18 protein-coding genes are annotated in these 20,576 nt (G+C 65.2%); 7 read left to right on the top strand and 11 right to left on the bottom strand.

Features of this window, described 5'->3' with window-relative positions; genetic code table 11:
• Positions 1-28 precede the first annotated feature (28 nt).
• Together recG and C9F12_RS16220 are read right to left on the bottom strand one after the other, a co-directional pair.
• Complete coding sequence (recG, locus tag C9F12_RS16225; protein WP_045991654.1) at positions 29-2,110, bottom strand: ATP-dependent DNA helicase RecG; 2,082 nt, start codon at positions 2,108-2,110, stop codon at positions 29-31.
• Positions 2,107-3,024 (bottom strand): hydrogen peroxide-inducible genes activator, encoded by a 918-nt coding sequence (locus C9F12_RS16220; RefSeq protein WP_108132191.1) that lies wholly within the window; start codon positions 3,022-3,024, stop codon positions 2,107-2,109. The genes recG and C9F12_RS16220 overlap by 4 nt, the downstream gene beginning before the upstream one ends.
• A gap of 116 nt (positions 3,025-3,140) precedes the next feature.
• On the opposite strand from C9F12_RS16220, the gene C9F12_RS16215 reads away from it, so the two are divergent.
• Positions 3,141-4,019: an SDR family oxidoreductase gene (locus tag C9F12_RS16215; RefSeq protein WP_108131978.1), complete on the top strand. Its 879-nt coding sequence runs from the start codon at positions 3,141-3,143 to the stop codon at positions 4,017-4,019.
• A gap of 370 nt (positions 4,020-4,389) precedes the next feature.
• Here the strand turns inward: C9F12_RS16215 and C9F12_RS16210 are convergent, their stop codons facing one another.
• The 6 genes from C9F12_RS16210 to gmk all read right to left on the bottom strand — a co-directional run bounded on the left by C9F12_RS16210 (position 4,390) and on the right by gmk (position 9,638).
• On the bottom strand, positions 4,390-4,884 hold the full coding sequence (locus tag C9F12_RS16210) for an acyloxyacyl hydrolase (RefSeq protein ID WP_052704262.1): 495 nt from the start codon (positions 4,882-4,884) through the stop codon (positions 4,390-4,392).
• A gap of 383 nt (positions 4,885-5,267) precedes the next feature.
• Positions 5,268-5,777 carry an RNA 2',3'-cyclic phosphodiesterase gene (gene thpR / locus C9F12_RS16205; protein WP_108131979.1) on the bottom strand — a complete coding sequence of 170 codons (510 nt, stop codon included), beginning with the start codon at positions 5,775-5,777 and terminating at the stop codon, positions 5,268-5,270.
• 72 nt (positions 5,778-5,849) lie between these two features.
• Positions 5,850-6,239, bottom strand: a complete 390-nt coding sequence (locus C9F12_RS16200) for a RidA family protein (protein WP_108449561.1) — start codon at positions 6,237-6,239, stop codon at positions 5,850-5,852.
• Positions 6,240-6,323: 84 nt separating this feature from the next.
• Positions 6,324-8,456, bottom strand: a complete 2,133-nt coding sequence (locus tag C9F12_RS16195; RefSeq protein WP_045991657.1) for a RelA/SpoT family protein — start codon at positions 8,454-8,456, stop codon at positions 6,324-6,326.
• 63 nt (positions 8,457-8,519) lie between these two features.
• Positions 8,520-8,777 (bottom strand): DNA-directed RNA polymerase subunit omega, encoded by a 258-nt coding sequence (gene rpoZ, locus C9F12_RS16190; protein ID WP_045991658.1) that lies wholly within the window; start codon positions 8,775-8,777, stop codon positions 8,520-8,522.
• Between the two features lie 243 nt (positions 8,778-9,020).
• Positions 9,021-9,638, bottom strand: a complete 618-nt coding sequence (gmk, locus tag C9F12_RS16185) for a guanylate kinase (RefSeq protein WP_045991659.1) — start codon at positions 9,636-9,638, stop codon at positions 9,021-9,023.
• 331 nt (positions 9,639-9,969) lie between these two features.
• On the opposite strand from gmk, the gene C9F12_RS16180 reads away from it, so the two are divergent.
• Both C9F12_RS16180 and C9F12_RS16175 read left to right on the top strand, forming a co-directional pair.
• Positions 9,970-10,758, top strand: a complete 789-nt coding sequence (locus C9F12_RS16180) for a lysophospholipid acyltransferase family protein (protein WP_108449560.1) — start codon at positions 9,970-9,972, stop codon at positions 10,756-10,758.
• Positions 10,751-11,707, top strand: coding sequence for a phosphatidate cytidylyltransferase (locus C9F12_RS16175; protein WP_108449559.1), 957 nt, complete (start codon positions 10,751-10,753; stop codon positions 11,705-11,707). Before C9F12_RS16180 ends, C9F12_RS16175 begins: the two co-directional genes overlap by 8 nt.
• Before the next feature lie 175 nt (positions 11,708-11,882).
• On the opposite strand, the gene C9F12_RS16170 is transcribed toward C9F12_RS16175, so the two are convergent.
• Positions 11,883-13,103 carry an MFS transporter gene (locus tag C9F12_RS16170; protein WP_108449558.1) on the bottom strand — a complete coding sequence of 407 codons (1,221 nt, stop codon included), beginning with the start codon at positions 13,101-13,103 and terminating at the stop codon, positions 11,883-11,885.
• A 576-nt stretch (positions 13,104-13,679) separates the two neighbouring features.
• Between C9F12_RS16170 and C9F12_RS16165 the strand changes: the two genes are divergently transcribed.
• From C9F12_RS16165 to C9F12_RS16150, 4 genes are all read left to right on the top strand, one after another.
• Positions 13,680-15,173 (top strand): M28 family metallopeptidase, encoded by a 1,494-nt coding sequence (locus C9F12_RS16165; protein ID WP_108449557.1) that lies wholly within the window; start codon positions 13,680-13,682, stop codon positions 15,171-15,173.
• A 138-nt stretch (positions 15,174-15,311) separates the two neighbouring features.
• Positions 15,312-15,617, top strand: a complete 306-nt coding sequence (locus C9F12_RS16160; RefSeq protein WP_045991662.1) for a hypothetical protein — start codon at positions 15,312-15,314, stop codon at positions 15,615-15,617.
• Positions 15,618-15,725: 108 nt separating this feature from the next.
• Positions 15,726-17,288 carry a M43 family zinc metalloprotease gene (locus tag C9F12_RS16155; protein ID WP_205254713.1) on the top strand — a complete coding sequence of 521 codons (1,563 nt, stop codon included), beginning with the start codon at positions 15,726-15,728 and terminating at the stop codon, positions 17,286-17,288.
• Between the two features lie 58 nt (positions 17,289-17,346).
• Positions 17,347-18,288: an MvdC/MvdD family ATP grasp protein gene (locus C9F12_RS16150; protein WP_108131984.1), complete on the top strand. Its 942-nt coding sequence runs from the start codon at positions 17,347-17,349 to the stop codon at positions 18,286-18,288.
• A 65-nt stretch (positions 18,289-18,353) separates the two neighbouring features.
• Here C9F12_RS16150 and hpaI read toward each other — a convergent pair whose 3' ends face one another.
• Positions 18,354-19,211 carry a 4-hydroxy-2-oxoheptanedioate aldolase gene (gene hpaI / locus C9F12_RS16145; protein ID WP_108449556.1) on the bottom strand — a complete coding sequence of 286 codons (858 nt, stop codon included), beginning with the start codon at positions 19,209-19,211 and terminating at the stop codon, positions 18,354-18,356.
• Positions 19,212-19,232: 21 nt separating this feature from the next.
• Entirely contained in the window at positions 19,233-20,507 is a 1,275-nt protein-coding gene (locus C9F12_RS16140) for an alpha/beta fold hydrolase (protein WP_108449555.1), read from the bottom strand.
• Between the last annotated feature and the right edge of the window lie 69 nt (positions 20,508-20,576).

The raw sequence follows: 20,576 nt of genomic DNA, 5'->3' as shown, positions 1-20,576 counted from the left end.
CCCGGCCCACACCTGGCCCACACCCGGTTCACACCTGGCCATAGCGGCCGGCTTCCTCGCCCAGCCAGCGCCTGATCAGTGGCCTGCTGGCCTCCGCTGCCTGCTCGAGCAGGGCATCGGCCAGTGGAGTGATGCGCGGCAACAGGTCGGCATCACGCTCCAGGTCGGCGATCTTCATCTGGGCCAGCCCCGTCTGGCGGGTGCCCAGCACCTCTCCGGGGCCACGAATCTCGAGGTCCCGCTCGGCGATGCGGAAGCCGTCGGTGGTCTCGCGCATGACCGACAGGCGCTGTTTGGAGGACTCCGACAGCGGCGGATGGTAGAGCAGCACGCAGTAGCTCTCGGTACTGCCGCGCCCCACCCGGCCACGCAGCTGATGCAGCTGCGATAGCCCCAGACGTTCGGGGTTCTCGATGATCATCAGGCTGGCGTTGGGCACGTCGACACCGACCTCGATGACCGTAGTGGCAACCAGCAGGTCCAGCTCGCCGCTCTTGAAGGCGGCCATCGTCTCGGCCTTCTCGGCCGCCTTCATGCGCCCGTGGACCAGGCCGACGGCCAGGCCCGGCAGAGCCTCGGTCAGCTCCTCGTGGGTCACCTCGGCTGCCTGGCAGGTCATCGCCTCGGACTCCTCGATCAGGGTGCAGACCCAGTAGGCCTGGCGGCCCTCGTCGCAGGCCGAGCGGATGCGCTGAATCACCTCGGGCCGGCGTTCGTCCGGCACCACAGCGGTGGTCACCGGGGTACGCCCGGGCGGCAGCTCATCGATCACCGAGACGTCCAGGTCGGCGTAGGCGCTCATCGCCAGGGTGCGAGGAATCGGGGTGGCGGTCATCACCAGCTGGTGGGGCGTCAGCCCGCCCTGTTCGCCCTTCTCGCGTAGCGCCAGACGCTGATGCACGCCAAAACGGTGCTGTTCGTCGATGATCGCCAGGCCCAGACGAGAGAACACCACATCATCCTGGAAGATGGCGTGGGTGCCGACGATCATGCGCGCTCGACCGTCGGCGATGGCGGCCTTGGTGTCCAGGCGCGCCTTGCCCTTGAGCTTGCCCGACAGCCAGGCCACGTCGATGTCCAGCGGCGCAAACCAGTCGCGGAAGGCGCGGTAGTGCTGCTCGGCCAGCAGTTCGGTGGGGGCCATGATGGCGGCCTGGCAGCCGCCGGCGATGGCCGTCAGTGCCGCCATCGCCGCCACCACGGTCTTGCCCGAACCGACGTCGCCCTGGACCAGACGCAGCATTGGCGCGGGCCTGGCCAGGTCGGCTCCGATCTCGTCGAGCACGCGACGCTGGGCGCCGGTCAACGAAAACGGCAGCTGGGCCAGAAAGCGAGTCTTCAGGCTGCGACCGCTGGGCAGCTCCGGCGCGCCGTCCGACTGAATGCGCAGGCGCACCTCGCGCAGGCTCAACTGGTGGGCCAGCAGCTCTTCCATGGCCAATCGCCGGGTGGCCGGGTGATGCCCGTCGCTTAGCGCCTCGACGTCGCTGTCGGGGGGCGGATGGTGCAGGGTGGCGAGGCTATCGTGCAGCGAGGCCAGGCCGAAGCGCTGACGCAGGTTTTCCGGCAGGTAGTCCGGCAGCGCCTCGGGGGTCTCTTCGAGCAGCGTCATGGCCTGATCGATCAGCGCCCGCAGACGTGCCTGGGCAAGCCCCTCGGTGGTGGGGTAGATCGGTGTCAGGTGGTCTTCCACCGGCGGTTCACTGCCACCGATCAGACGATATTCCGGGTGGTAGATCTCCAGACCGGTCGCGCCGGCGCGGGCCTCGCCAAAGGCGCGTACCCGCACGCCGGGACGAAACTGCTGCTGCTGCGCCGGCGAGAAGTGGAAGAAGCGCAGGCTGAGGATGCCGCTGCCGTCACGCAGTCGTACCAGCAGGCTGCGGCGGCGACCGCGGACCACGTCGGCGGCGGATACCTCACCCTCGACCACCGCCTCGTGTCCCCCCCGCAGGGTGGCGATGGGGGTGATCCGGGTGCGGTCCTGGTAGCGCAACGGCAGGTGAAACAGCAGGTCCTCGATTCGCTCCACCTTGAGCCGGGCCAGCTTCAGGGCCAGCGCCTCGCCGACCCCCTTGAGCGTCGTGACCGGGTCCGCCAGCCCGCTCACGGAGTCTCCGATTCGGCGGCGCGGCAGCGCGCGATGGCTTCGGTCACCGCATCGATGGCCTTGGGCCGGGGAAAGCTGGCGCGCCAGGCGATCGCCACGGTACGTCCGGGGGGATCCGTGAAGGGACGGCTGATCAGCATGCCGCTCTCGTAGTGGCTGGTGCCGATGGCCGAGCGTGGCAGCACCGTGATGCCGAGTCCCGAGGCCACCATATGGCGGATGGTCTCGAGCGATCCGCCTTCGGCGGTGAGGGTATTGTTGGGGCTGTTGAGCTTGTGGCTGATCGCCGGGCAGGCCTCGAGGATCTGGTCGCGGAAGCAGTGGCCTTCGCCCAGCAACAGCAGGCGTTCATCGAGAAGGTCTTCCTTGGCGATGGTCTCGCGCTCGGCCCAGGGATGCTCCGCCGGCAGCAGCACCTCGAAGTCTTCCTTGTAGAGCGGCTTGGTGACGACGTCGGTCTCGGTGAACGGCAGCGCCACGATGATGGCGTCGAGCTCGCCATTTCTGAGCTTGCGGCGCAGCCCGCCGGTAAAGCCTTCCTCGATGTACAGCGGCATCTGGGGCGCGCCGCGGGTCAGCTCCGGGATCAGGTGCGGGAACAGATAGGGCCCGATGGTATAGATCGCACCGATACGCAAGGGGCTTGCCAACTGGTCCCGGCCGGCGGTGGCCAGTTCCTTGATGGCGCTGCTTTGCTCCAGTACGCGCTGGGCCTGTTCGACGATCTTTTCGCCGAGGGGTGTGACCTGTACCGTGGACTTGGAGCGCTCGAACAGGGCAACCTCCAGCTCCTCTTCCAGCTTCTTCACCGCCACCGAGAGGGTCGGCTGGGAGACGAAACAGCGCTCGGCGGCGCGGCCAAAGTGGCGCTCCTGAGCCAAGGTTACGATATAGCGGAGTTCTGTTAGAGTCATGATGGTGCCGATCGGCATCCTCTATCCGGGGTATTGATCGAGGCGCCAGACGCTGGACGCGCGGGTCTCCGGGCCGGAGCCTCATAGGGATTTTATATCAGGGGGACGCGGTAAAGGTGAAGACAACGACACTGATTGTTGGTTGTGGCGACATTGGCATAACGCTGGGACGCGAGCTGCTCGCCAGTGGACACCGGGTGATCGGCGCGCGTCGCCGGCCCGAGCGCCTGGCGGATTCGGGTATCGAAGGCGTCAAGGTCGATCTTGCCGACCCCGAGACGCTGGCTGAACTGCCCGATGCCGACATCCTGGTCTACGTGGTCAGCGCCGACCGCTTCGAGGAGGAAGCCTATCGCGCCGCCTACCCCGAGGGCCTGAAGGCGGTACTGGCGACCATGGCCACCCGTGACAAGGCGCCTCGCCACGTGTTCTTCGTGTCCTCCACCAGCGTCTACGCCCAGCGTGACGGCGAGGTGGTGGACGAGACCAGCCCGGCTGAACCCACCGGTTTCTCCGGTGTGCTGATGCGAGAGGCCGAGCAGGCGTTGATCGAACATGATCTGCCTGGCAGCGTGGTGCGTTTCTCCGGCATCTACGGCCCTGGGCGTGATCGCCTGATCCGCCAGGTGGGCGAGGGCCGCATCGCGCCGGCGTCGCCGACAATGTACTCCAACCGTATCCACCGCGATGACTGCGCCGGGGTGCTGGCCCATCTGATCGGCAAGGCGCTGGAGGGAGCCACCCTCGAGCCTCTGTACCTGGCCAGTGACACCGAGCCGGCCCCACTCAACGAGGTAATGACCTGGCTGGCGAAACAGCTCAAGGTGGAATGTACCGAAACCATCCAGTCACCGCTGCGTCGCAGGGCCAGCAAGCGCTGCGACTCCAGCTTGTTGATCGACAGCGGGTATCGCTTCCGTTACCCGACCTTCCGCGACGGCTATACCCAGGTGCTGAAGGAAGGCGGTTTTCTCAAGGCCGGCGTGGTGGAGTAAGGCCGGCGTCGAGCACCGGATCGACGAGGGTTTCAAAAGGACCGACAGCGCAAGGTCCGACAGCGCATGGCCGGCAATGGAAAACTGCCGGCCAGTTAGCAGAAAAAGCCCGCAACAAGGTTGCGGGCTTTTTCTTATCGACTTTTTCTTGCGGACAGTTTTTGCGGTAGTGGCAACGCGGAGGCGATCGCTGGCTCCGTCTTGTTCAGGACGAACGGGGAGTCACCGTTAAAAATGGCATGACAAGATAGTGCAGCGCACGTCTTGTCCGATAAAAGCGTATTCGCTTTTGTGTCGCGAGTGCGCCGAATGCATCGCCAGGGTCTGACCCTTGTCGGTCACATCCCGCAAGGCTTCAGTAGGCAAGGCCTCAGTAGGCAAGGCGCCAGTTGAGCGCATACAGCTCGAAGCCATCGTTGGGCTCCTTGATACTGGCGTTGGAGTAGTGGGTGGCACTGATCGACAGATCCCCGTAGGGGCCCATCCGTAGACCCAGGGCGAGACGATCCTCGAACTGGAAGGAGCTCCCCAGATCCCGGTCCTCGATATGGGTATCGATAAAGGCCGAGGCACCGATGCCGCCTTCCACGAAGACGTGGTCCCAGCTGTAGCGCAGCGCAGGACGCAGGTAGAAGGCCTGGTTGGCGCTACGGTCGTCGCCTTCGAACAGGATCACCCCGGTGCCCAGGCGCAGGTCCAGTGAGGGGTGGTAGCGACTCAGGTCGAAGGTCCAGTCGTAGCCCAGATCCAGTGCCCCGGTGCCCTCGCTGGTGGAGCCGAGGCCGAGGGTGGGGCCTGCCGTGGCGGTAGAGGCGAGTCCCATGAGCAGGCAGCAGGCCAGCGGGCGGGCGAGTGAGGTAGTCATGGCGATTCCCCTATCCTTGTTGTGTCCTCGGGTCGTGAATCCGGCTGGCCCGAGCGCTGTTCGTTATTGTCTTTTGCAAATGGCTTTCGACACTGGCATTCGCACTCGTGCCACTGTCGCGTCTTGCCCGGATATCGTTGACGTTGCTGTGCTGTAATACGCTAGTCCCGGGTCCCACCATCGTTCGTGATTCAGGTCACATTCTTCTGCATAGCTGTGAGGTTTCTGCACAGCGGAAAAGCTCTTGTCGATGGGCCAACCCCAGGTAGATCGGTCAACAGGCAGACCCTCCGGGTGTACGAAAGGTGGTGTTCCTGTGCCTGGCCGGAGCCTACGCTCAAGGGTGCCACTATCGGTCAGATGGCAGAGCTACCTATACCGAGTTATCGACTGGTTGCGAGCGTGGTATATCGGCTGCCTTCATGACTAATTGATGACTGTATTAGTTGAATTGAAGTATAAGGCCAGCAGAAATAATCTTCTGATAAAGGTTGTGCTGATTGAGTCATCGCACTACGCAGTAACGATACATGGGGACGAAATTGCTGCGGTTGGTGGGGCAGGCCCCATCGGGTGAGCTGTCGCGACAGGTCGCTCTGCAGCTTGAGAAGGGAATCGGGGGGAGAGGAAGGACCGATCCAGACGATGCCGGGCCGGTGGAAGTAGCCTACGTGGTCGAGGGTCAGCCGACCGGGCGCACAGGGGTAGCGCTGGACCCAGCGACGCAGCTTCAAGGCGGTGGTGTCGCTCTGCTCACCGAGGAAGGCCAGCGTCAGATGAAGGTTGTCGTCGGGGATGCGGCGCCCGCCCAGTTCGGCGTGCAGCCGGTCGGCCAGCCCGCCGAGACGTTGGCGCAGCGCAGTCGGCGGTGTGAGCGCAAGAAACAGTCGCATCCCCGGGTTGCCCAGGCAGGGAGCGAGGCCGGAAATCCAGACGCCTCGGACCCTGACCTCAGGCTCCGTCCATCAGTCGCCGATGACCATCACCGCCTCGGCTTCGAACTGGGCGCCCTTGGGCAGGGCCTTGACGCCGACCGCGGCACGCGCCGGGTACGGCTTGGTGAAGACCTCTTCCATCACCTTGTTGACGGTGGCGAAGTTGTCCAGGTCGACCAGGTAGAGGTTGAGCTTGACGATGTCCTGCAGCGAGCCTGCGGCCTCTTCACACACCGCCTTGAGGTTGGTGAAGACCTGGCGCGCCTGGGCCTCGAAGTCCTCGGAAACCAACTCCATGGTGGCCGGGTCCAGCGGAATCTGGCCAGACATGTAGACGGTGTTGCCGGCCTTGATGGCCTGGGCGTAGGGGCCGATGGCGGCGGGCGCCTGGTCGGTGTTGATGACAGCCTTGTTGCTCATTGTTGACTCCTGATGTCGTGTCAGCGGCAAATAGCAACACCACCACCAGGGCCGTCATCGGGATGACGGCCCTGGCGTCGGGGCTCAATTGCCAAGTCGAGAGATCTTGCCGATATGCGAAAGATTACGCAGTCGTTTGATGATGCGTGCCAGATGGGTCCGATTACGCACAGAAAGTGTCAGATTGACGATCGAGAGACGGGCGTCACGCTCCTCGATGCCGATGCGCTCGATATTGGCGTCGGCGTCGGTGATCAGGCCGGCCAGCTCGGCCACCAGGCCGCGACGACTTTCGACCTCGAGTCGCAGCGCCACGGGGAAGTCCTCGTCGATGGTGTCCGACCAGTTGAGCGTCAGCAGCTTCTCCGGGTCGCTCTTCAATTCCTGCAGGTTGCGGCACTCGGAGCGGTGTACCACGATGCCCTTGCCCACCGACAGATGGCCGATGATCGGGTCTCCCGGCAGCGGGTGGCAGCAGCGGGCAAACTTGATCACCATGCCTTCGACGCCGCTGATGGTGACCCTGGAGCTGTCCTCGGCGGCCTCGCTATGGGAGATTCGCTCGCCACGGTGCAGTTCTACCAGGCGACGGGCGATCACCTGGGTCATGCGATTGCCAAGGCCAATGGCTTCGAGCAGGGCGGATTCGCTCTGCAGCTCCATCTCCTTGAGCAGCCGTGCCATGACGTCTTCGCCGACGTCCTCCAGATGCACGCCAAACTCGCCCAGCGCCTTGGTCAGCAGGCGGCGCCCCAGCTGTACCGCTTCGGTATGCTGCTGATGCTTGAGCGCATGGCGGATGGCCGAACGCGCCTTGGCGGTAACGACGAAATTGAGCCATGCGAGGTTCGGCTTGCCGCCCGGAGAGGTGATGATCTCCAGCGTCTGGCCGCTCTCCAGGCGCGATGACAGCGGGGCCAGATGGCGGTCGATACGACAGGCGATGCAGGTGTTGCCGATCTCGGTGTGCACGGCGTAGGCGAAGTCGATCACGGTAGCGCCCTGCGGCAGCTCCATGATGTCGCCTTTCGGCGTGAACACGTAGATATCATCGGGGAACAGGTCGTTCTTGACGTGTTCGATGAACTCCAGCGAATCGCCGGCATGGCGCTGCATCTCGAGCAGCCCCTTGACCCATTCCCGGGCCCTGGCGCGGCTGCCTTCGGCGATCGGGTGGGAGGTCTGCCCGGCCTTGTACAGCCAGTGGGCGGCGATACCGTTGTTGGCCATCGCCTCCATTTCCCGGGTACGGATCTGGACCTCGATGGGCATGCCGCTGTTGCCGAACAGGGTGGTATGCAGGCTCTGGTAGCCGTTGGCCTTGGGGATGGCGATGTAGTCCTTGAAGCGCCCCGGGACCGGCTTGTAGAGATTGTGCACCATGCCGAGGATGCGATAGCAGCTGTCGACGTCGTCTGCGATGATGCGAAAGCCAAACACGTCCATGATTTCGGCGAAGGACTTTCGCTGGTCGCGCATCTTGCGATAGATCGACAGCAGGTGCTTCTGGCGCCCGATCACCGTGCCCTTGAGCTCGTGCTCGTCGAGCCGGGTCTGCAACGCATTCTGCACCTGACGGATGGCCGAACGACGGTTGCCTCTGGCGCTGGCCACGGCGCGCTTGATCCGTTCGGCGCGCATCGGGTGGATGGCCTGGAACGACAGGTCTTCCAGCTCGACCCTGATGGTATTGATGCCGAGGCGGCTGGCCACCCGGGCATAGATCTCGAGCGTCTCCCGGGCGATGCGGCGCTTCTTGTCCGGGCGCAGCGCGCCCAGGGTACGCATGTTGTGCAGCCGGTCGGCCAGCTTGACGATGATTACCCGGATATCCCGGGACATCGCCATGACCATCTTCTGGAAGTTTTCCGCCTGGGCGACGGCCTTGTCCTCGAAGGTGATCTGGGTGAGCTTCGAGACGCCGTCGACCAGTTCGGCCACGGCTTCGCCGAACTGCCCGGCGAGGGCATCCTTGGAGACCCCGGTATCCTCGATGACGTCGTGCAGCATGGCCGCCATCAGGCTCTGATGGTCCATGTGCATGTTGGCGAGGATGTTGGCCACCGCCAGCGGGTGTGTCACATAGGGTTCGCCGGAGCGACGACGCTGGCCGTCGTGGGCCTGTTCGGCATAATAGAAGGCACGCCTGACCTGCTGGATTTCCTCGGCGGGCAGATAGCCTCCGAGTCGGTCAGACAGATCGTCGATCGTGAACATGTGGCGTGCCCTGACTGCGTGATGAGAGGTCCGAAGGGCGACCTGCGGCCGCCTTCGGCACGATCATTCCTCGGAGGGCGAGGCCTGGTACTCGGGACGGAAGCGGCTGGGCGCCTCGACCGGCTCGTCCAGCACGCTGTGGTCGATCAGGCCCTCGGCGATCTCGCGCAGAGCCATGACCGTGGGCTTGTCGTTTTCCCAGGGAAGCAGCGCGTCGCGTGAGCCACGGGCCAGCTGCCGGGAGCGCTGGGTGGAAATCATCACCAGCTTGAAACGGTTCTCGACGTGTTCCAGACAATCTTCGACAGTAACTCGCGCCATTGGGCCCTTCCTGATCTGACAGACGGTGTGTCGGGCAGGTGCTGGCCTTTCGCGGTCGGCGAGACGGACTGTGCCCCCGTCGACGATTGCGCCCGGGGGTTGCACCTGCGAAGTGACAGGCTAGATTACTCGAGTCACGCCGCCTGTGACAAGACGCCGGGGTCTGGTTGCAGCGCCGAAAAGCGAGCCGTGGGAGCCGTGGGTTGCCCGCGCTCCTCGGCGACTTGCCTTTGATAGCCTGTTCTAGTCGGACAGAAGCGCCTCGAGCAGCGGGGCATGGCGCTGTCCAAGGCGCGGTGTGGCCAGGCGCTGGCTCACTACCAGGGCGCGCAGCTCGTCCAGTGCGGTGGTGAAGTCGTCGTTGATGACCAGGAAGTCGTATTCGCTGTAGTGGGACATTTCGCTGACCGCCTCACGCATGCGCGCGCTGACCACCTGATGGTCGTCGGTGCCGCGGCTCGACAGGCGGCGTTCAAGCTCTTCCCGCGAAGGCGGCAGGATGAACACCGAGACAGCCTCTGGCATCTGCTCGCGAACCTGGCGGGCGCCTTGCCAGTCGATCTCCAGGATCACGTCCTGACCGGCGGCCAGCAGTGTTTCCACTGCGCTGCGCGAGGTGCCGTAGCAGTTGTCGAAGACCCGAGCGTGCTCGAAGAAGTCACCCTGCTCGATCATCGCCTCGAAGGTGGCCATGTCGACGAAGTGGTAGTTCACGCCGTCGACCTCGCCCGGGCGCATGGGGCGGGTAGTGTGGGAGACCGAGACCTGAATGCCGTCGAGACCCTCGATCAATTCACGCACCAGGCTGGTCTTGCCGGCGCCGGAAGGGGCAGAAACGATAAACAGCGTACCTTGGGACATGGGCGGGGTCTTCACTTGGAGGCCTTGGGGATCGAGCGCCGTTCGCGGGCGACTTCGCGGGCGACAAGGTGGCGAAGTATGGCACAGTTGGGCCTGGGCCTGCATCCGCCCAGGCTGACCCGCGACGTCGCTCGGTGGGGCCATCGCTCCCCCTGGACTCTCCGTGAATTCCCCCTGAACTCCCGTGAAAAAGCGCCGTGGAGAGGGAAACGGGACCGCCTGGGCGTGCGGCGGGATCGGAAAAAGGCAAGCCGATGGCGGCGGGGGATCCGGGGAGCGTCATTCAGCCGGGGCGGAACAACGTCCGAGCATTGGCAGGGGAGCAAAAGACATGAAAGGAACAGCCTGGCGGGCGGCGTTGACGGGGGTGCTGATCCGGCTGGTGGCACGGCTGGTGACGGCGCCCAGGCCGGTCTGGTCGGGGGTCGCGCCGGTGGCACGTCAGCGGCTGTACTTTGCCAATCACTCGAGTCATGGCGACTTCGTGCTGATCTGGACCACCCTGCCGCCGCGCCTGCGGGCGCGCACCCGCCCCGTGGCGGGTGCCGACTACTGGCTGGCGTCACCGCTGCGGCGCTTTCTGATCCACGATGTCTTCAAGGGGGTGCTGGTCGACCGTCAGCGCAAGCCCGGCCAACCTGACCCCCTGGCGGTGCTGCGTGAAGCGCTCGACGGCGGCGACTCGCTGATTCTGTTTCCCGAGGGCACCCGCAATACCGATGACAAGGGCCTTTTGCCGTTCAAGCCGGGGCTCTACCACCTGGCCCGCGACTATCCCGAGGTAGAACTGGTGCCGGTCTGGATCGATAACCTCAATCGGGTGCTGCCCAAGGGCGAGGTGGTACCGCTGCCGCTGCTATGCACGCTCAACTACGGCGAGCCGCTGGCTCGGATAGAGGGCGAGGACAAGGCCGATTTTCTCGCCCGGGCGAAGCGAGCACTGCAGGCACTGGCGCCGGCCGGGGCCAGCGTTCCCAGCGACCCCGTGTCTCCCGACACCGCGCCACCCGACACCGCTCATCCAGGTTCTACCACCCCTGGCTCTACCACCCCAGCTAACAGCACCCCAGGCTCCGCCACCGAGGCATCTGGCCCCAGGGAGGGGGCGCCGAATGACTGATATCGTGATTCCCGCCGGTCTCGGCACCCTGCTCGCCGCCATCGTCGGGATATTGCTGGTGGCCAGTAGCGTTGGCTTCGTACTGGCCCGCCGCTATTCGCCCGAGGGCGAAAACGAGGTGATCGAGAACCTCAACCAGCGCATCCGCTCCTGGTGGATCATGACGCTGTTGATGGGTATCGCCCTGCTCGGTGGCAGGACCGGGGTGGTGCTGCTGTTTGCCTTCGCCTCGTTTTCCGCGTTGCGCGAGTTCATCGGCCTGGTGCCGTCACGACGGGCCGATCACTGGGCCCTGGCGCTGGTGTTCTTCGTGGTGCTGCCGGTGCAGTACCTGTTCATCTGGCACCAGTACTACGGCATGTACTCGATCTTCATTCCGGTCTACGCGTTCCTGCTGTTGCCGGTGGTGGCGGCCCTGAGAGGGGATAGTCAGGGCTTTCTCGAGCGGGTCAGCGAGGTCCAGTGGGCGCTGATGGTGTGCGTCTTCTGCGTTTCTCACGTGCCTGCGCTGTTGAGCCTGGAAATCCCCGGCTACGAGGGGCGCAACGTGCTGCTGATCGCCTTTCTGATCGTGGTGGTGCAGCTCAGCGATGTCCTGCAGTACGTCTGGGGCAAGCTGCTCGGGCGCCGGCGTATCGCCCCCAGGCTATCGCCCTCCAAGACCCTGGAAGGCTTCCTCGGCGGGGTGGCCAGTGCCACCCTGGTCGGGGCCGGATTGGCCTGGATGACCCCCTTTTCCATGGGCCAGGCGGCGCTGCTGGCGCTGATGATCGCGCTGCTCGGCTTCGTCGGAGGGCTGGTGATGTCGGCGATCAAGCGCGATCGCGGGATCAAGGACTGGGGTCACCTGATCGAGGGACATGGCGGCTTTATCGATCGTCTGGATTCGGTGATCTTCTCGGCACCGATCTTCTTCCACGTGGTGCGCTACTTCTGGTCGGTGGCATGAGGCCCTGGTGGCGTCACAGCGCAATGCATGGGCTGGTGGGGTTCGTCGCCATGGGCGGTTGGGCCGCCTGGGTAAGGGCGCGGCGCCTGTCATTGCGGTTCTCGCTTGGCGAAGGCGGCGCCTGACATTGCGCTTTCCGCTCAACGAAGGCGGTGCCTGAGCCCTGGGCGAACGATCAGCTCTCGCTGGCGCAGTCGGTGGTCGCGGCGCGGCGCCTGTCGCTGCGCTTCTCGGCGCGCAGGCCGATATAGAACACCACCAGGCCGCCAAGGGCGAGCCCGGCGCCGACCAGGCCACTGGAGGACCAGGGCGCACCGGCCTTGATGGTCACCCCGGCCAGATAGGCGCCCAGCGCATTGGCGCAGTTGAAGGCGGCGTGATTCATCGAGGCGGCCATGGTCTGGGCGTCGCCGGCCACGTCCATCAGGCGTGTCTGCAGCGCCGGACCCAGCGCCATGCTGGTGCCGACCAGGCCGACGAACAGGATGCCGGTGTAAAGGTTGTCGGCGGCAAAGTAGAAGGCGCCCTGGACCACCAGGCACCACAGCAGGATGCGCGGCACCGCCTTCATCAGGTTCTTGTCCGCTGCCCGGGCGCCCACCAGATTGCCGATGATGCCGCCGATGCCGAAGATCGCCAGCACCCAGGGGCCGACCATCTCGGGCATGTCGGCCTGGGCGCGCAGGGTCGGTACCACATAGCTGAACACCGAGAACATGCCGCCAAAGCCGATGCTGGCCACGCCCAGGGTGTAGAGCACCCGCTGTTTGACCAGGGCGGTCAGTTCGCGCTTGGGGCTGGCCTTGACGTCATGCGGCTGACGCGGCACGAACAGCTTGATCAGGCCCATGGTGACAAAGGCCACGACGCCCACCGCGAAGAAGGCGAACTGCCAGCCGAACCACTGGCCGGCCCAGGTGGCCAGTGGCGCGCCGATCACGATGGCGCTGGTCAGCCCCAGCATGACCCGGCTGATGGCTCGGGCGCGTTCTTCCACCGGTACCGCTGCTGCGGCCACCAGGGCGGCCACGCCGAAGTAGGCGCCGTGGGGCAGGCCGGCAAGAAAACGCAGACCGACAAAGGGCCAGAAGCTGGTCGCCAGGGCGCTGGCGATGTTGCCCACGGCGAACACCAGCATCAGGCAGATCAGCAGGGTGCGCCGGGGCACCCGCGCGGCCAGCGCCGAGATCAGCGGCGCACCGACCACTACCCCCAGGGCATAGGCGGAGATGGCGTAGCCGACGTCGGCGGCGCTGACCGACAGGTCCTGGGCGACACGCTCCATCAAGCCCATGATCACGAACTCGCTGGTACCGATGCCAAAGCCACCGAGGGCCAGGGCGAGCTCCGCCAGGCGAGGATGACGAGCTCTGAGATGGGTGATGGAGATTGCCATCGGGCCTCCTGGAAAACGAAAACGATCCCGACGGGTGTCGAGATCGTAAATTTACGACAAAAGTATAAGGCATCCGAAAGGTGGGTTCTAGCGCCTAAAACGTCAATCTTGTCGATTAGATAGGGCTAAAATGCGGGTAAGTGACGGTTATGTGTCGTCGAGCCGGGGCGCTCTCCAGCGCCACGGCGAGCTATCGTGTTGTTAATTTTACCACTGTGAAAAAGCGCTCAGCTTTAGCGCATTTCTGTTGAAGAAGTTTCACCTATACGCAGTGTACTGTTTTTCTGTGCTCTTTTTTTGACACGACCAGCAGGCTGATCTCTTCAAAACTCTCCACTGCGCTTAACATTTGATTGAAAATCAATAGCCTGGCATGTGTTCACCGGCAAGTGATCATGCCGATGTCGACGCGTGATTGTCGTGACGAGTGATGGCGGCGAGTGAGGAACGAACTACCTTAGTAGTTCAGTACCACCCGACTAAGTCCGTTGAGCCCCATTCCTCGGTTCAGCGGCGGTCGTCGTGGCGACGCCGAAACCGATGGTTCGGTGCACGCGCTGACGGCAGGGAGTCGACATGAAGGTCGAACAGCATCAGGCAAGGAGCGGCGACGCGACGCTGACCGAGCGCGTCGAGAAAGCCGGTGGCTGGCTGGTGGAGGCTGGACGCAAACGGCTGCTGGTCGCCGCCAACGCCCGCTGGCGGGCCGTCCGCGAGGCCACGAGCCTGCATGACGCCGATGACGCGATGGTCCAGGACCTGGGCCAGGGAAGGCTGCACGGTGTCTGCCAGAAGGGTCGGCTGTTCCAGCAGGCCCATCCCGAGGTCCCGGTGCTGCTGGATGCGGGGCGCTATCTGGTGGTGGACCTGCCCAGGTCCGAGGCCAACAGGATCAACAAGCCCCTTGAGCAAAGTGAAGCGCCCTGCTTCCGCCTGTTCCCTTTACGCGAATCGACCCGTCTGTTTCGCCAGGTTGCGCCTCGTCGCGACGCCGCAGGATCCCGGGCCGTCGACGCTGTCGTCGCGTCGGCCTCCCAGGCCCGCTACGTCACCCTGCTGAGTCAGCTGGTGTCCTATCCGACGCGCCTATCATCGAGCGCCGAGTACGCTCAGGCGGTGGACTGGGCCGAGTCTCAGCTGACCACGGCGGGGCTGGCCGTGGATCGCCAGCAGGTATCGCTGCCCGGCGGCGCCAGCAGCATCAACCTGCTGGCGCGGCTGCCGGGGCAGGCCGCCAGCCCCCGTCACTGGCTGGTGGTCGCTCACCTGGACAGCGTCAACCATCAGGGCGGTCCGTCCGCACCGGCGCCGGGCGCCGACGACAACGCCAGTGGCTCGGCGGCGCTGATGCTGATGGCCGAGGTGCTGGCCGGGCAGCGTTTCGATGATGACCTGAGCTTTGTGCTGTTCGGCGGCGAGGAGCAGGGGCTGCACGGTAGCCGCCAGTTCGTGGCGGGACTCTCCGCTGCCGAGCGGGGGCGCATCGCCGGGGTGCTCAATATGGACATGATCGGCTCGATCAACGCCACACCGGCGGCGGTACTGCTGGAAGGCGCGCCCCTCAGCCAGGACATGATTGATGGCCTGAGTGCGTCGGGAGGCCGCTTCACCGATCTCGAACTGCAGGTCTCGCTCAACCCCTTTGCCAGTGATCATGTGCCCTTTATCGACGCCGGCATACCCGCCGTGCTGACCATCGAAGGGGCCGACGGCGCCAATGACGCCATCCATGGACCTAACGATGTCCTGGCCACGGTGGATCCGTCCTACGCCATGAAGATCGTGGCAATGAACCTGGGGTTTGTGGCCACCAGCGCCGGCCTGCACGCGGTCGACGCCCCACCCCTGCCGGAATGCCACTGTCGTGGCGACGAGCGCCACCACCTGGGCGACCCCTGGCGCCAGCTCGAGGCCCATCATGAAGCCCTGCTGGCCCAGTATCGTCGCTGGCAGGGACAAGGTGTCTGGTCGGCGCAGCTGGACGTCGGCTGGCGTCAGGCCTGGCAGCGGTTGGAGTTGCTGCGCTCGCGCAGGGAATGGGAGCGACGGTCTCGGTCAACGGGCCGTTGAACGAGCCAGTGGCAAGGCCGCTCACCCAGCCACTCAGCCAGCCACTCACCCAGCCAGTGATCGAGTGACGCCCCGGCGAGACGAGAACAGGCAAGACAAGATCAGGTAAAGCAAGACAAGACCGATCAGGAGGATGTGATGCCAAAGGACCTGTGCGGAGACTGGATCGAGATGCGCGAGGAAGGCATCGGCGACTGCACGGTGCTGCGGCACCCGGATTCGCCGGCTGTCACCCCCTCGCGGATGCCGCGAAGGCGCCTGTGTCTGCACCAGGACGGCGCCGTCGAGCTCCACACCGGGGACGCCGCCGACCGCCTTGCCTGCGATGCCCGTGGTCAGTGGCGGCGTGATGGCGATCAACTGCACCTGACACTGCCCGGTTGGGACGGTGACTACGATATCGATGCGCTGGAGGACGATCTTCTGATCATTACCCGTCATTGAGGCCACCAACGCCGCCAATACCGTGCGTTGTGGGGCCACTTGAGGCCAGTTGCTGGCCATTGAACCTGTACTCACGACGCCGACCGGCTGGCCGGCGGGGAGGCTTGCATGTCCGATAACACCACCCATCCGGAACGGTGTCGCTGTTGTGGCACCATGGCGGTTCACCGGCGACTGCTGGACCAGGACCCCGGTTATGCCAGGCGGCGATCGCGCATCGAGGAACACGCCTTTCGTGCCATGCGCGGCACCATCGTCCAGCGTCCGGGGTGCACCCGCATCCCGGTGGTCGTCCACGTGGTCTACAACACCGACGAGCAGAACATCTCGCGGGAGCAGATCGACAGCCAGATCGAGATCCTCAATGAGGACTTTCGCAAGGCCAATGCCGACATCTCGACGGTACCTGCGCCCTTCGCGCCGGTGGCCGCCGATGCCAGGCTGTTGTTTGCGCTGGCCACCAGCGATCCCGACGGCAACCCCACCGATGGCATCACCCGCACCCGCACCGACGTCAGCGGTTTTGTCGATGACGACAAGGTCAAGGCCGACGCCAGCGGCGGCAAGGATGCCTGGCCCGCAGACGAATACCTCAATATCTGGGTCTGCCCGCTTTCCGGTGGCCTGCTCGGCTACGCCCAGTTCCCCGGCGGTCCCGCCGCCACCGACGGCGTGGTGGTGACCTACACCGGCTTCGGCAACATGGGCACCGCCCGGGCGCCGTTCGACCTGGGGCGCACCACTACCCACGAGATAGGCCACTGGCTCAATCTCTTTCATATCTGGGGAGACGACGGCACCGGCTGCTCTGGCTCGGACTTCGTCGACGACACCCCCAACCAGGGCGGCGCCAACCTGGGCAAGCCGACTTTTCCCAAGGTGTCCTGCGACAACGGCCCCGATGGCGACATGTTCATGAACTACATGGACTACGTCGACGACGACACCATGGTGATGTTCACCGAGGGCCAGGTGGCACGAATGCAGGCCTGCCTGGATGGCCCCCGCAGCGCCATTGGCGAGATGGTGTCGTGCACGCCGTTGCACCCCAAGGCGCTGCCAAAGGACACCCCCAAGGAGTTCACCAAGGAACCGATCAAGGATCCGCCAAAAGAGCGGCCCAAGGATAACCCCAAGGAGTTCGTCAAGGAGCCGGTCAAGGAGAGCGTCAAGGAGGGACCGAAGGACCTGATCAAGGATGGCATCAAGGACGGCGGCAAGGAGTTGCCCAAGGACAACCCCAAGGACTTTGGCAAGGATCCAGGCCTGGAGCCGGGCAAATGGAAGCCGCTTGACCCGCCTCCCAAGCAGATCTTCGAAGTGCCGACCAAGCAACTGGTGGAAGGCCCCGTGGGCGGCAAGCAGGCCTTCGAGAATCCGCTACCGGGGGGCTGGGGCAACCAGCCTGTCCAGCCCATGCAACCGATGCAACCAGCCCAGCCGCTGCAGCCCTTTGTGCTGGCCACCGGTCAGGCGCCGTCGGGCGCCTCGCTCAAGCCGCCGGTGGCGGACGGCGGAGGCGAGCAGGATCAGAGCCAGGCGTTGCTTGGCGAGTACGCTCAACTGCTGGCGCAGTACGCCCAGCTCTACCAGCAGGGCATGCTCGATCAGCAGGGGATGCTGGCCTGGCAGCAGGCCTGGGCGGCCTACGTGCAGCTTGGTGGACGGTGAGCGATGACAGGACCCGCGGGCACCCTGTCGGTGCCCGCCTTTTTCGAGGGAGCCGAGCATGATCCTGATCCTGTCGTTTGCCGACAATGCCCATGTCGAGCGGGTACTGCCCCATCTTCACTCGCCGGTGGAGGTGATCGATGTCGCCGACTTCCCCCGGCGCCTGGGAATCCTGGCCTACGCAGGTGCCAGTGGTGACAGCCTGTGGCTGGAACTTGGCGACGGGCGCCGGCTAGCGCTGGACGAGGTGCGCTCGGTATGGAACCGGCGCATCCGTTCCTTTGACCTGGACCCCGCCCTGGGCGACGGCACCGAACGGCTGTTTGCCTGGTCCGAGACCCAGGAGGCGGTGCTTGGTCTGTGGTATGCCCTGGATAGCTTCTGGATGAACCATCCGCTGGCCGACGAACGCGCCCAGCGCAAGCTGACCCAGCATCGTCTGGCCCACCGGCTGGGGCTCGAGATTCCCGATACCCTGATCACCAATCGCCCGGACGCCGCTGCCGAGTTTATCGCCCGCCACGGCGATGGTGGAGTGGTGCGCAAGGCCTTTCGCAATATCGTCGAGGCGCCGCGAGAGACCCTCAAGGTCGGCCAGGACGAGATGGCCAGGCTCGAGGCGGTTCGTCTGGCGCCGGTGATCTTTCAGGAATACATCCCGCTGGCGCTGGATCTGCGCGTCACCGCGGTGGCCGGCGAGATGTTCGCGACCGCCTTCAGGAGCGAGCCGCAGTACGAGGTCGACTACCGCAGTGGCGTGGGCAGCGCCGAGGTTTTCCCCTATACCCTGCCGGATGAAGTGGAGGCGGGACTGCGCGCGCTGATGAGAGAGCTCGGACTGGCCTACGGCGCCATCGATCTAAGGGTCACACCCGAGGGGCGTCATGTGTTCTTCGAGGTCAATCCGGCCGGCGAGTACCTGTTCGCCAGCGAACGCAGCGGCCAGCCGATTCCCCAGGCCATCGCCGCCGCCCTGGAGCGCGGCGGCGGCGAGTGGTGACGTCCCCGGCCGGTGGCAGCAGGGCCCCCCGGTCGGTGTGATCAGGGCCCCCGACCGGAGTCAGTTCAGTAGGGTCCCTGGGACCCGGGGCCAGCGCTGGTGGATGAGTCTTCCTGCGAGTCGGCCGCCTGCGGGCCAAGCGCAAACTCCGATGCACGCTGGCGCACCGCCTGCATCATCAGGCTGACGTCGAGCCCCACCGCCACGAAGCTGGCACCAAGGGCGAGATAGTGTCTGGCAAGCTCCGGGTCACCGGTGAGCACGCCGGCGGCCTTGCCGCTGGCAACGATGCGGGCGATGGCCTCGTCGATGGCGGCCTGGACCTCGGGATGGCCCGCGTCACCGAGGTGGCCCATGGAAGCGGCCAGGTCGGCGGGCCCGACAAAGACCCCGTCGACGCCGTCCACCGCGCAGATCGCCTCGAGGTTATCCAGCGCGGTCACGCTCTCCGCCTGGAGCAGCAGGCAGATCTCGTCGTTGGCTCGATGCACATAGTCAGGCCGTGCATTCCAGCGTGACGCCCGGACGATAGCGGAGGCTTCACCTCGCACCCCGTCCGGTGGGTAGCGGGTGGCGGCGACCATGGCGCGGGCCTGCTCCGGGGTGTCGATCATCGGCACCAGCAGGGTCTGGGCGCCGATGTCCAGCAGTTGCTTGATCCGCGCCGTCTCGCCGTTCACCACCCGAACCACCGGGTGGCTGTCGTAGGCGGCGACCGCCTGCAGCTGGGCGAGCATGGAGCGCACATCATTGGGGCCGTGTTCGCCGTCGATCAGCAGCCAGTCGAAGCCGGCGCTGGCGCACATCTCTGCGCAGTAGGGGTCGCCCAGCGACAGCCACAGGCCGATTCTGGCCTGGCCACTGGCCATGGCGGTCTTGAAGGGATTGCCGGCGGGGACACCCGCGCAGTGGGAAGGGGTCATGGGCAGCGTCCTTGATGAGTGTCAATCGTCCAGCATCGCCTTGAGCCGACGGAACACCCCGGGGTCCTGGCGCAGCCCGTCGTGCTCGTACTCGTTGGTGATCCAGTAGCGTAGCCGCGGGATCGCCTCGGCGGTGGCCAGCGACAGCTCGGCGTCCACGTACATGTCGTCGAAGTAGATCAGCGCCGCCACCGGCACCCGGTTGGCGGCGAGCTGTCTGGCGTCGTAGAAGGGGCTGGCCAGAGGTCGCCGGGCCAGCTGGTGTACCGCCCCACGGAAGGGCTTGAGGGCACGAATCTCGTCGAACATCCAGGGGTAGATCATCTCGCCGGTCAGCCTGAGCGGGCGATGACGCTCGTCGAACTGTGGCCCCTGCTGGCGCTCGGCGGCCCAGTCGCACAGGCGCTCAGGATTGGCGTAGATGTTCTCGTGGATGGCGCCGAACAGCGGATTCTCGTCGAAGCCGGTCAGCGTCATCACCTCCACCAGGAAGTGATGGTTGAGCGCGCTTCGCGTGTCGTCGCTGAAGGCCTCCTCGAGCAGCCAGTGGAGCTGCTCGGCGCCGTCACCCATGCCCAGCATCAGTCCCAGGCTCTGGAAGCGGCGCACGCTCAGTCGGTCGCCGTCGGGCAGGCGGACATCGTGGTCCAGCAGATGGTCGGCGATGGCGTCGATCCGCTCGCGATCATCGGGAAAGCGCGCCAGATACGCCTCAAGCTTGCGCTCCACCCGACGGTGGGTGCGGCGGTAGACCTCGTCGGGGTCGGCGTCGAGCGCCGGCAAGCCGCCGGTGATATAGCAGCGGCTCAGTCCCTGGGGCGCGTAGGACAGGTAGGTCAGGGTCAGAAATCCGCCGTAGCTCTGGCCCAGCGTGGTCCAGGTGGCGCCCTGGTAGCGGGTCTTGCGCAGGTGCTCGAAGTCCGCGACCACCGCATGGGCGTCGAAGCAGGCCAGGTAGTCACCGCCTGCCTCGTCACTGTCGAAGGCGGCCATGGTGGCCTCGGTGATGCGCGAACTGCGCCCGGTGCCACGCTGGTCGGGCAGGATCACCCGATAGTGCTTGAGCGCCTCGTGCAGCCATCCCGGTCCATTGGCGGTGGGGCGTGGCGACTTGCCGCCGGGGCCACCCTGCAGGAACAGCAACAGCGGTAGCTCCTCGTCGACACGGTCTGACGCACAGACCTCGCGGTAGAACAGGCTCAGGGTCTCGCCGCTGTCCGGGTGGGACCAGTCCAGCGGCACCTCGAGGCGATGGTCGCTGATGGAAAGGCCCGGGATGGCGTGGTCGGAAGGCATGCCTACATCCTGTGTCGAGAGAGTGTCGAAAGAGTGCCGAAAGAGACAAGGTCGGCCAGCTTCTTGTTG

The sequence above is a fragment of the Halomonas sp. BN3-1 genome (genome assembly GCF_003056325.1).
Lineage (GTDB): Bacteria > Pseudomonadota > Gammaproteobacteria > Pseudomonadales > Halomonadaceae > Halomonas > Halomonas litopenaei.
This window is presented reverse-complemented; position numbering and strand designations above follow the sequence as displayed.

Excerpts from the sequence above, each read along its gene's own strand:
- C9F12_RS16220 (WP_108132191.1), bottom strand. The coding sequence starts at position 3,024 with ATGACTCTAACAGAACTCCGCTATATCGTAACCTTGGCTCAGGAGCGC.
- C9F12_RS16210 (WP_052704262.1), bottom strand. The coding sequence starts at position 4,884 with ATGACTACCTCACTCGCCCGCCCGCTGGCCTGCTGCCTGCTCATGGGA.
- thpR (WP_108131979.1), bottom strand. The coding sequence starts at position 5,777 with ATGCGACTGTTTCTTGCGCTCACACCGCCGACTGCGCTGCGCCAACGT.
- C9F12_RS16200 (WP_108449561.1), bottom strand. The coding sequence starts at position 6,239 with ATGAGCAACAAGGCTGTCATCAACACCGACCAGGCGCCCGCCGCCATC.
- C9F12_RS16195 (WP_045991657.1), bottom strand. The coding sequence starts at position 8,456 with ATGTTCACGATCGACGATCTGTCTGACCGACTCGGAGGCTATCTGCCC.
- rpoZ (WP_045991658.1), bottom strand. The coding sequence starts at position 8,777 with ATGGCGCGAGTTACTGTCGAAGATTGTCTGGAACACGTCGAGAACCGT.
- gmk (WP_045991659.1), bottom strand. The coding sequence starts at position 9,638 with ATGTCCCAAGGTACGCTGTTTATCGTTTCTGCCCCTTCCGGCGCCGGC.
- C9F12_RS16180 (WP_108449560.1), top strand. The coding sequence starts at position 9,970 with ATGAAAGGAACAGCCTGGCGGGCGGCGTTGACGGGGGTGCTGATCCGG.
- C9F12_RS16175 (WP_108449559.1), top strand. The coding sequence starts at position 10,751 with ATGACTGATATCGTGATTCCCGCCGGTCTCGGCACCCTGCTCGCCGCC.
- C9F12_RS16170 (WP_108449558.1), bottom strand. The coding sequence starts at position 13,103 with ATGGCAATCTCCATCACCCATCTCAGAGCTCGTCATCCTCGCCTGGCG.
- C9F12_RS16165 (WP_108449557.1), top strand. The coding sequence starts at position 13,680 with ATGAAGGTCGAACAGCATCAGGCAAGGAGCGGCGACGCGACGCTGACC.
- C9F12_RS16160 (WP_045991662.1), top strand. The coding sequence starts at position 15,312 with ATGCCAAAGGACCTGTGCGGAGACTGGATCGAGATGCGCGAGGAAGGC.
- C9F12_RS16155 (WP_205254713.1), top strand. The coding sequence starts at position 15,726 with ATGTCCGATAACACCACCCATCCGGAACGGTGTCGCTGTTGTGGCACC.
- C9F12_RS16150 (WP_108131984.1), top strand. The coding sequence starts at position 17,347 with ATGATCCTGATCCTGTCGTTTGCCGACAATGCCCATGTCGAGCGGGTA.
- hpaI (WP_108449556.1), bottom strand. The coding sequence starts at position 19,211 with ATGACCCCTTCCCACTGCGCGGGTGTCCCCGCCGGCAATCCCTTCAAG.
- C9F12_RS16140 (WP_108449555.1), bottom strand. The coding sequence starts at position 20,507 with ATGCCTTCCGACCACGCCATCCCGGGCCTTTCCATCAGCGACCATCGC.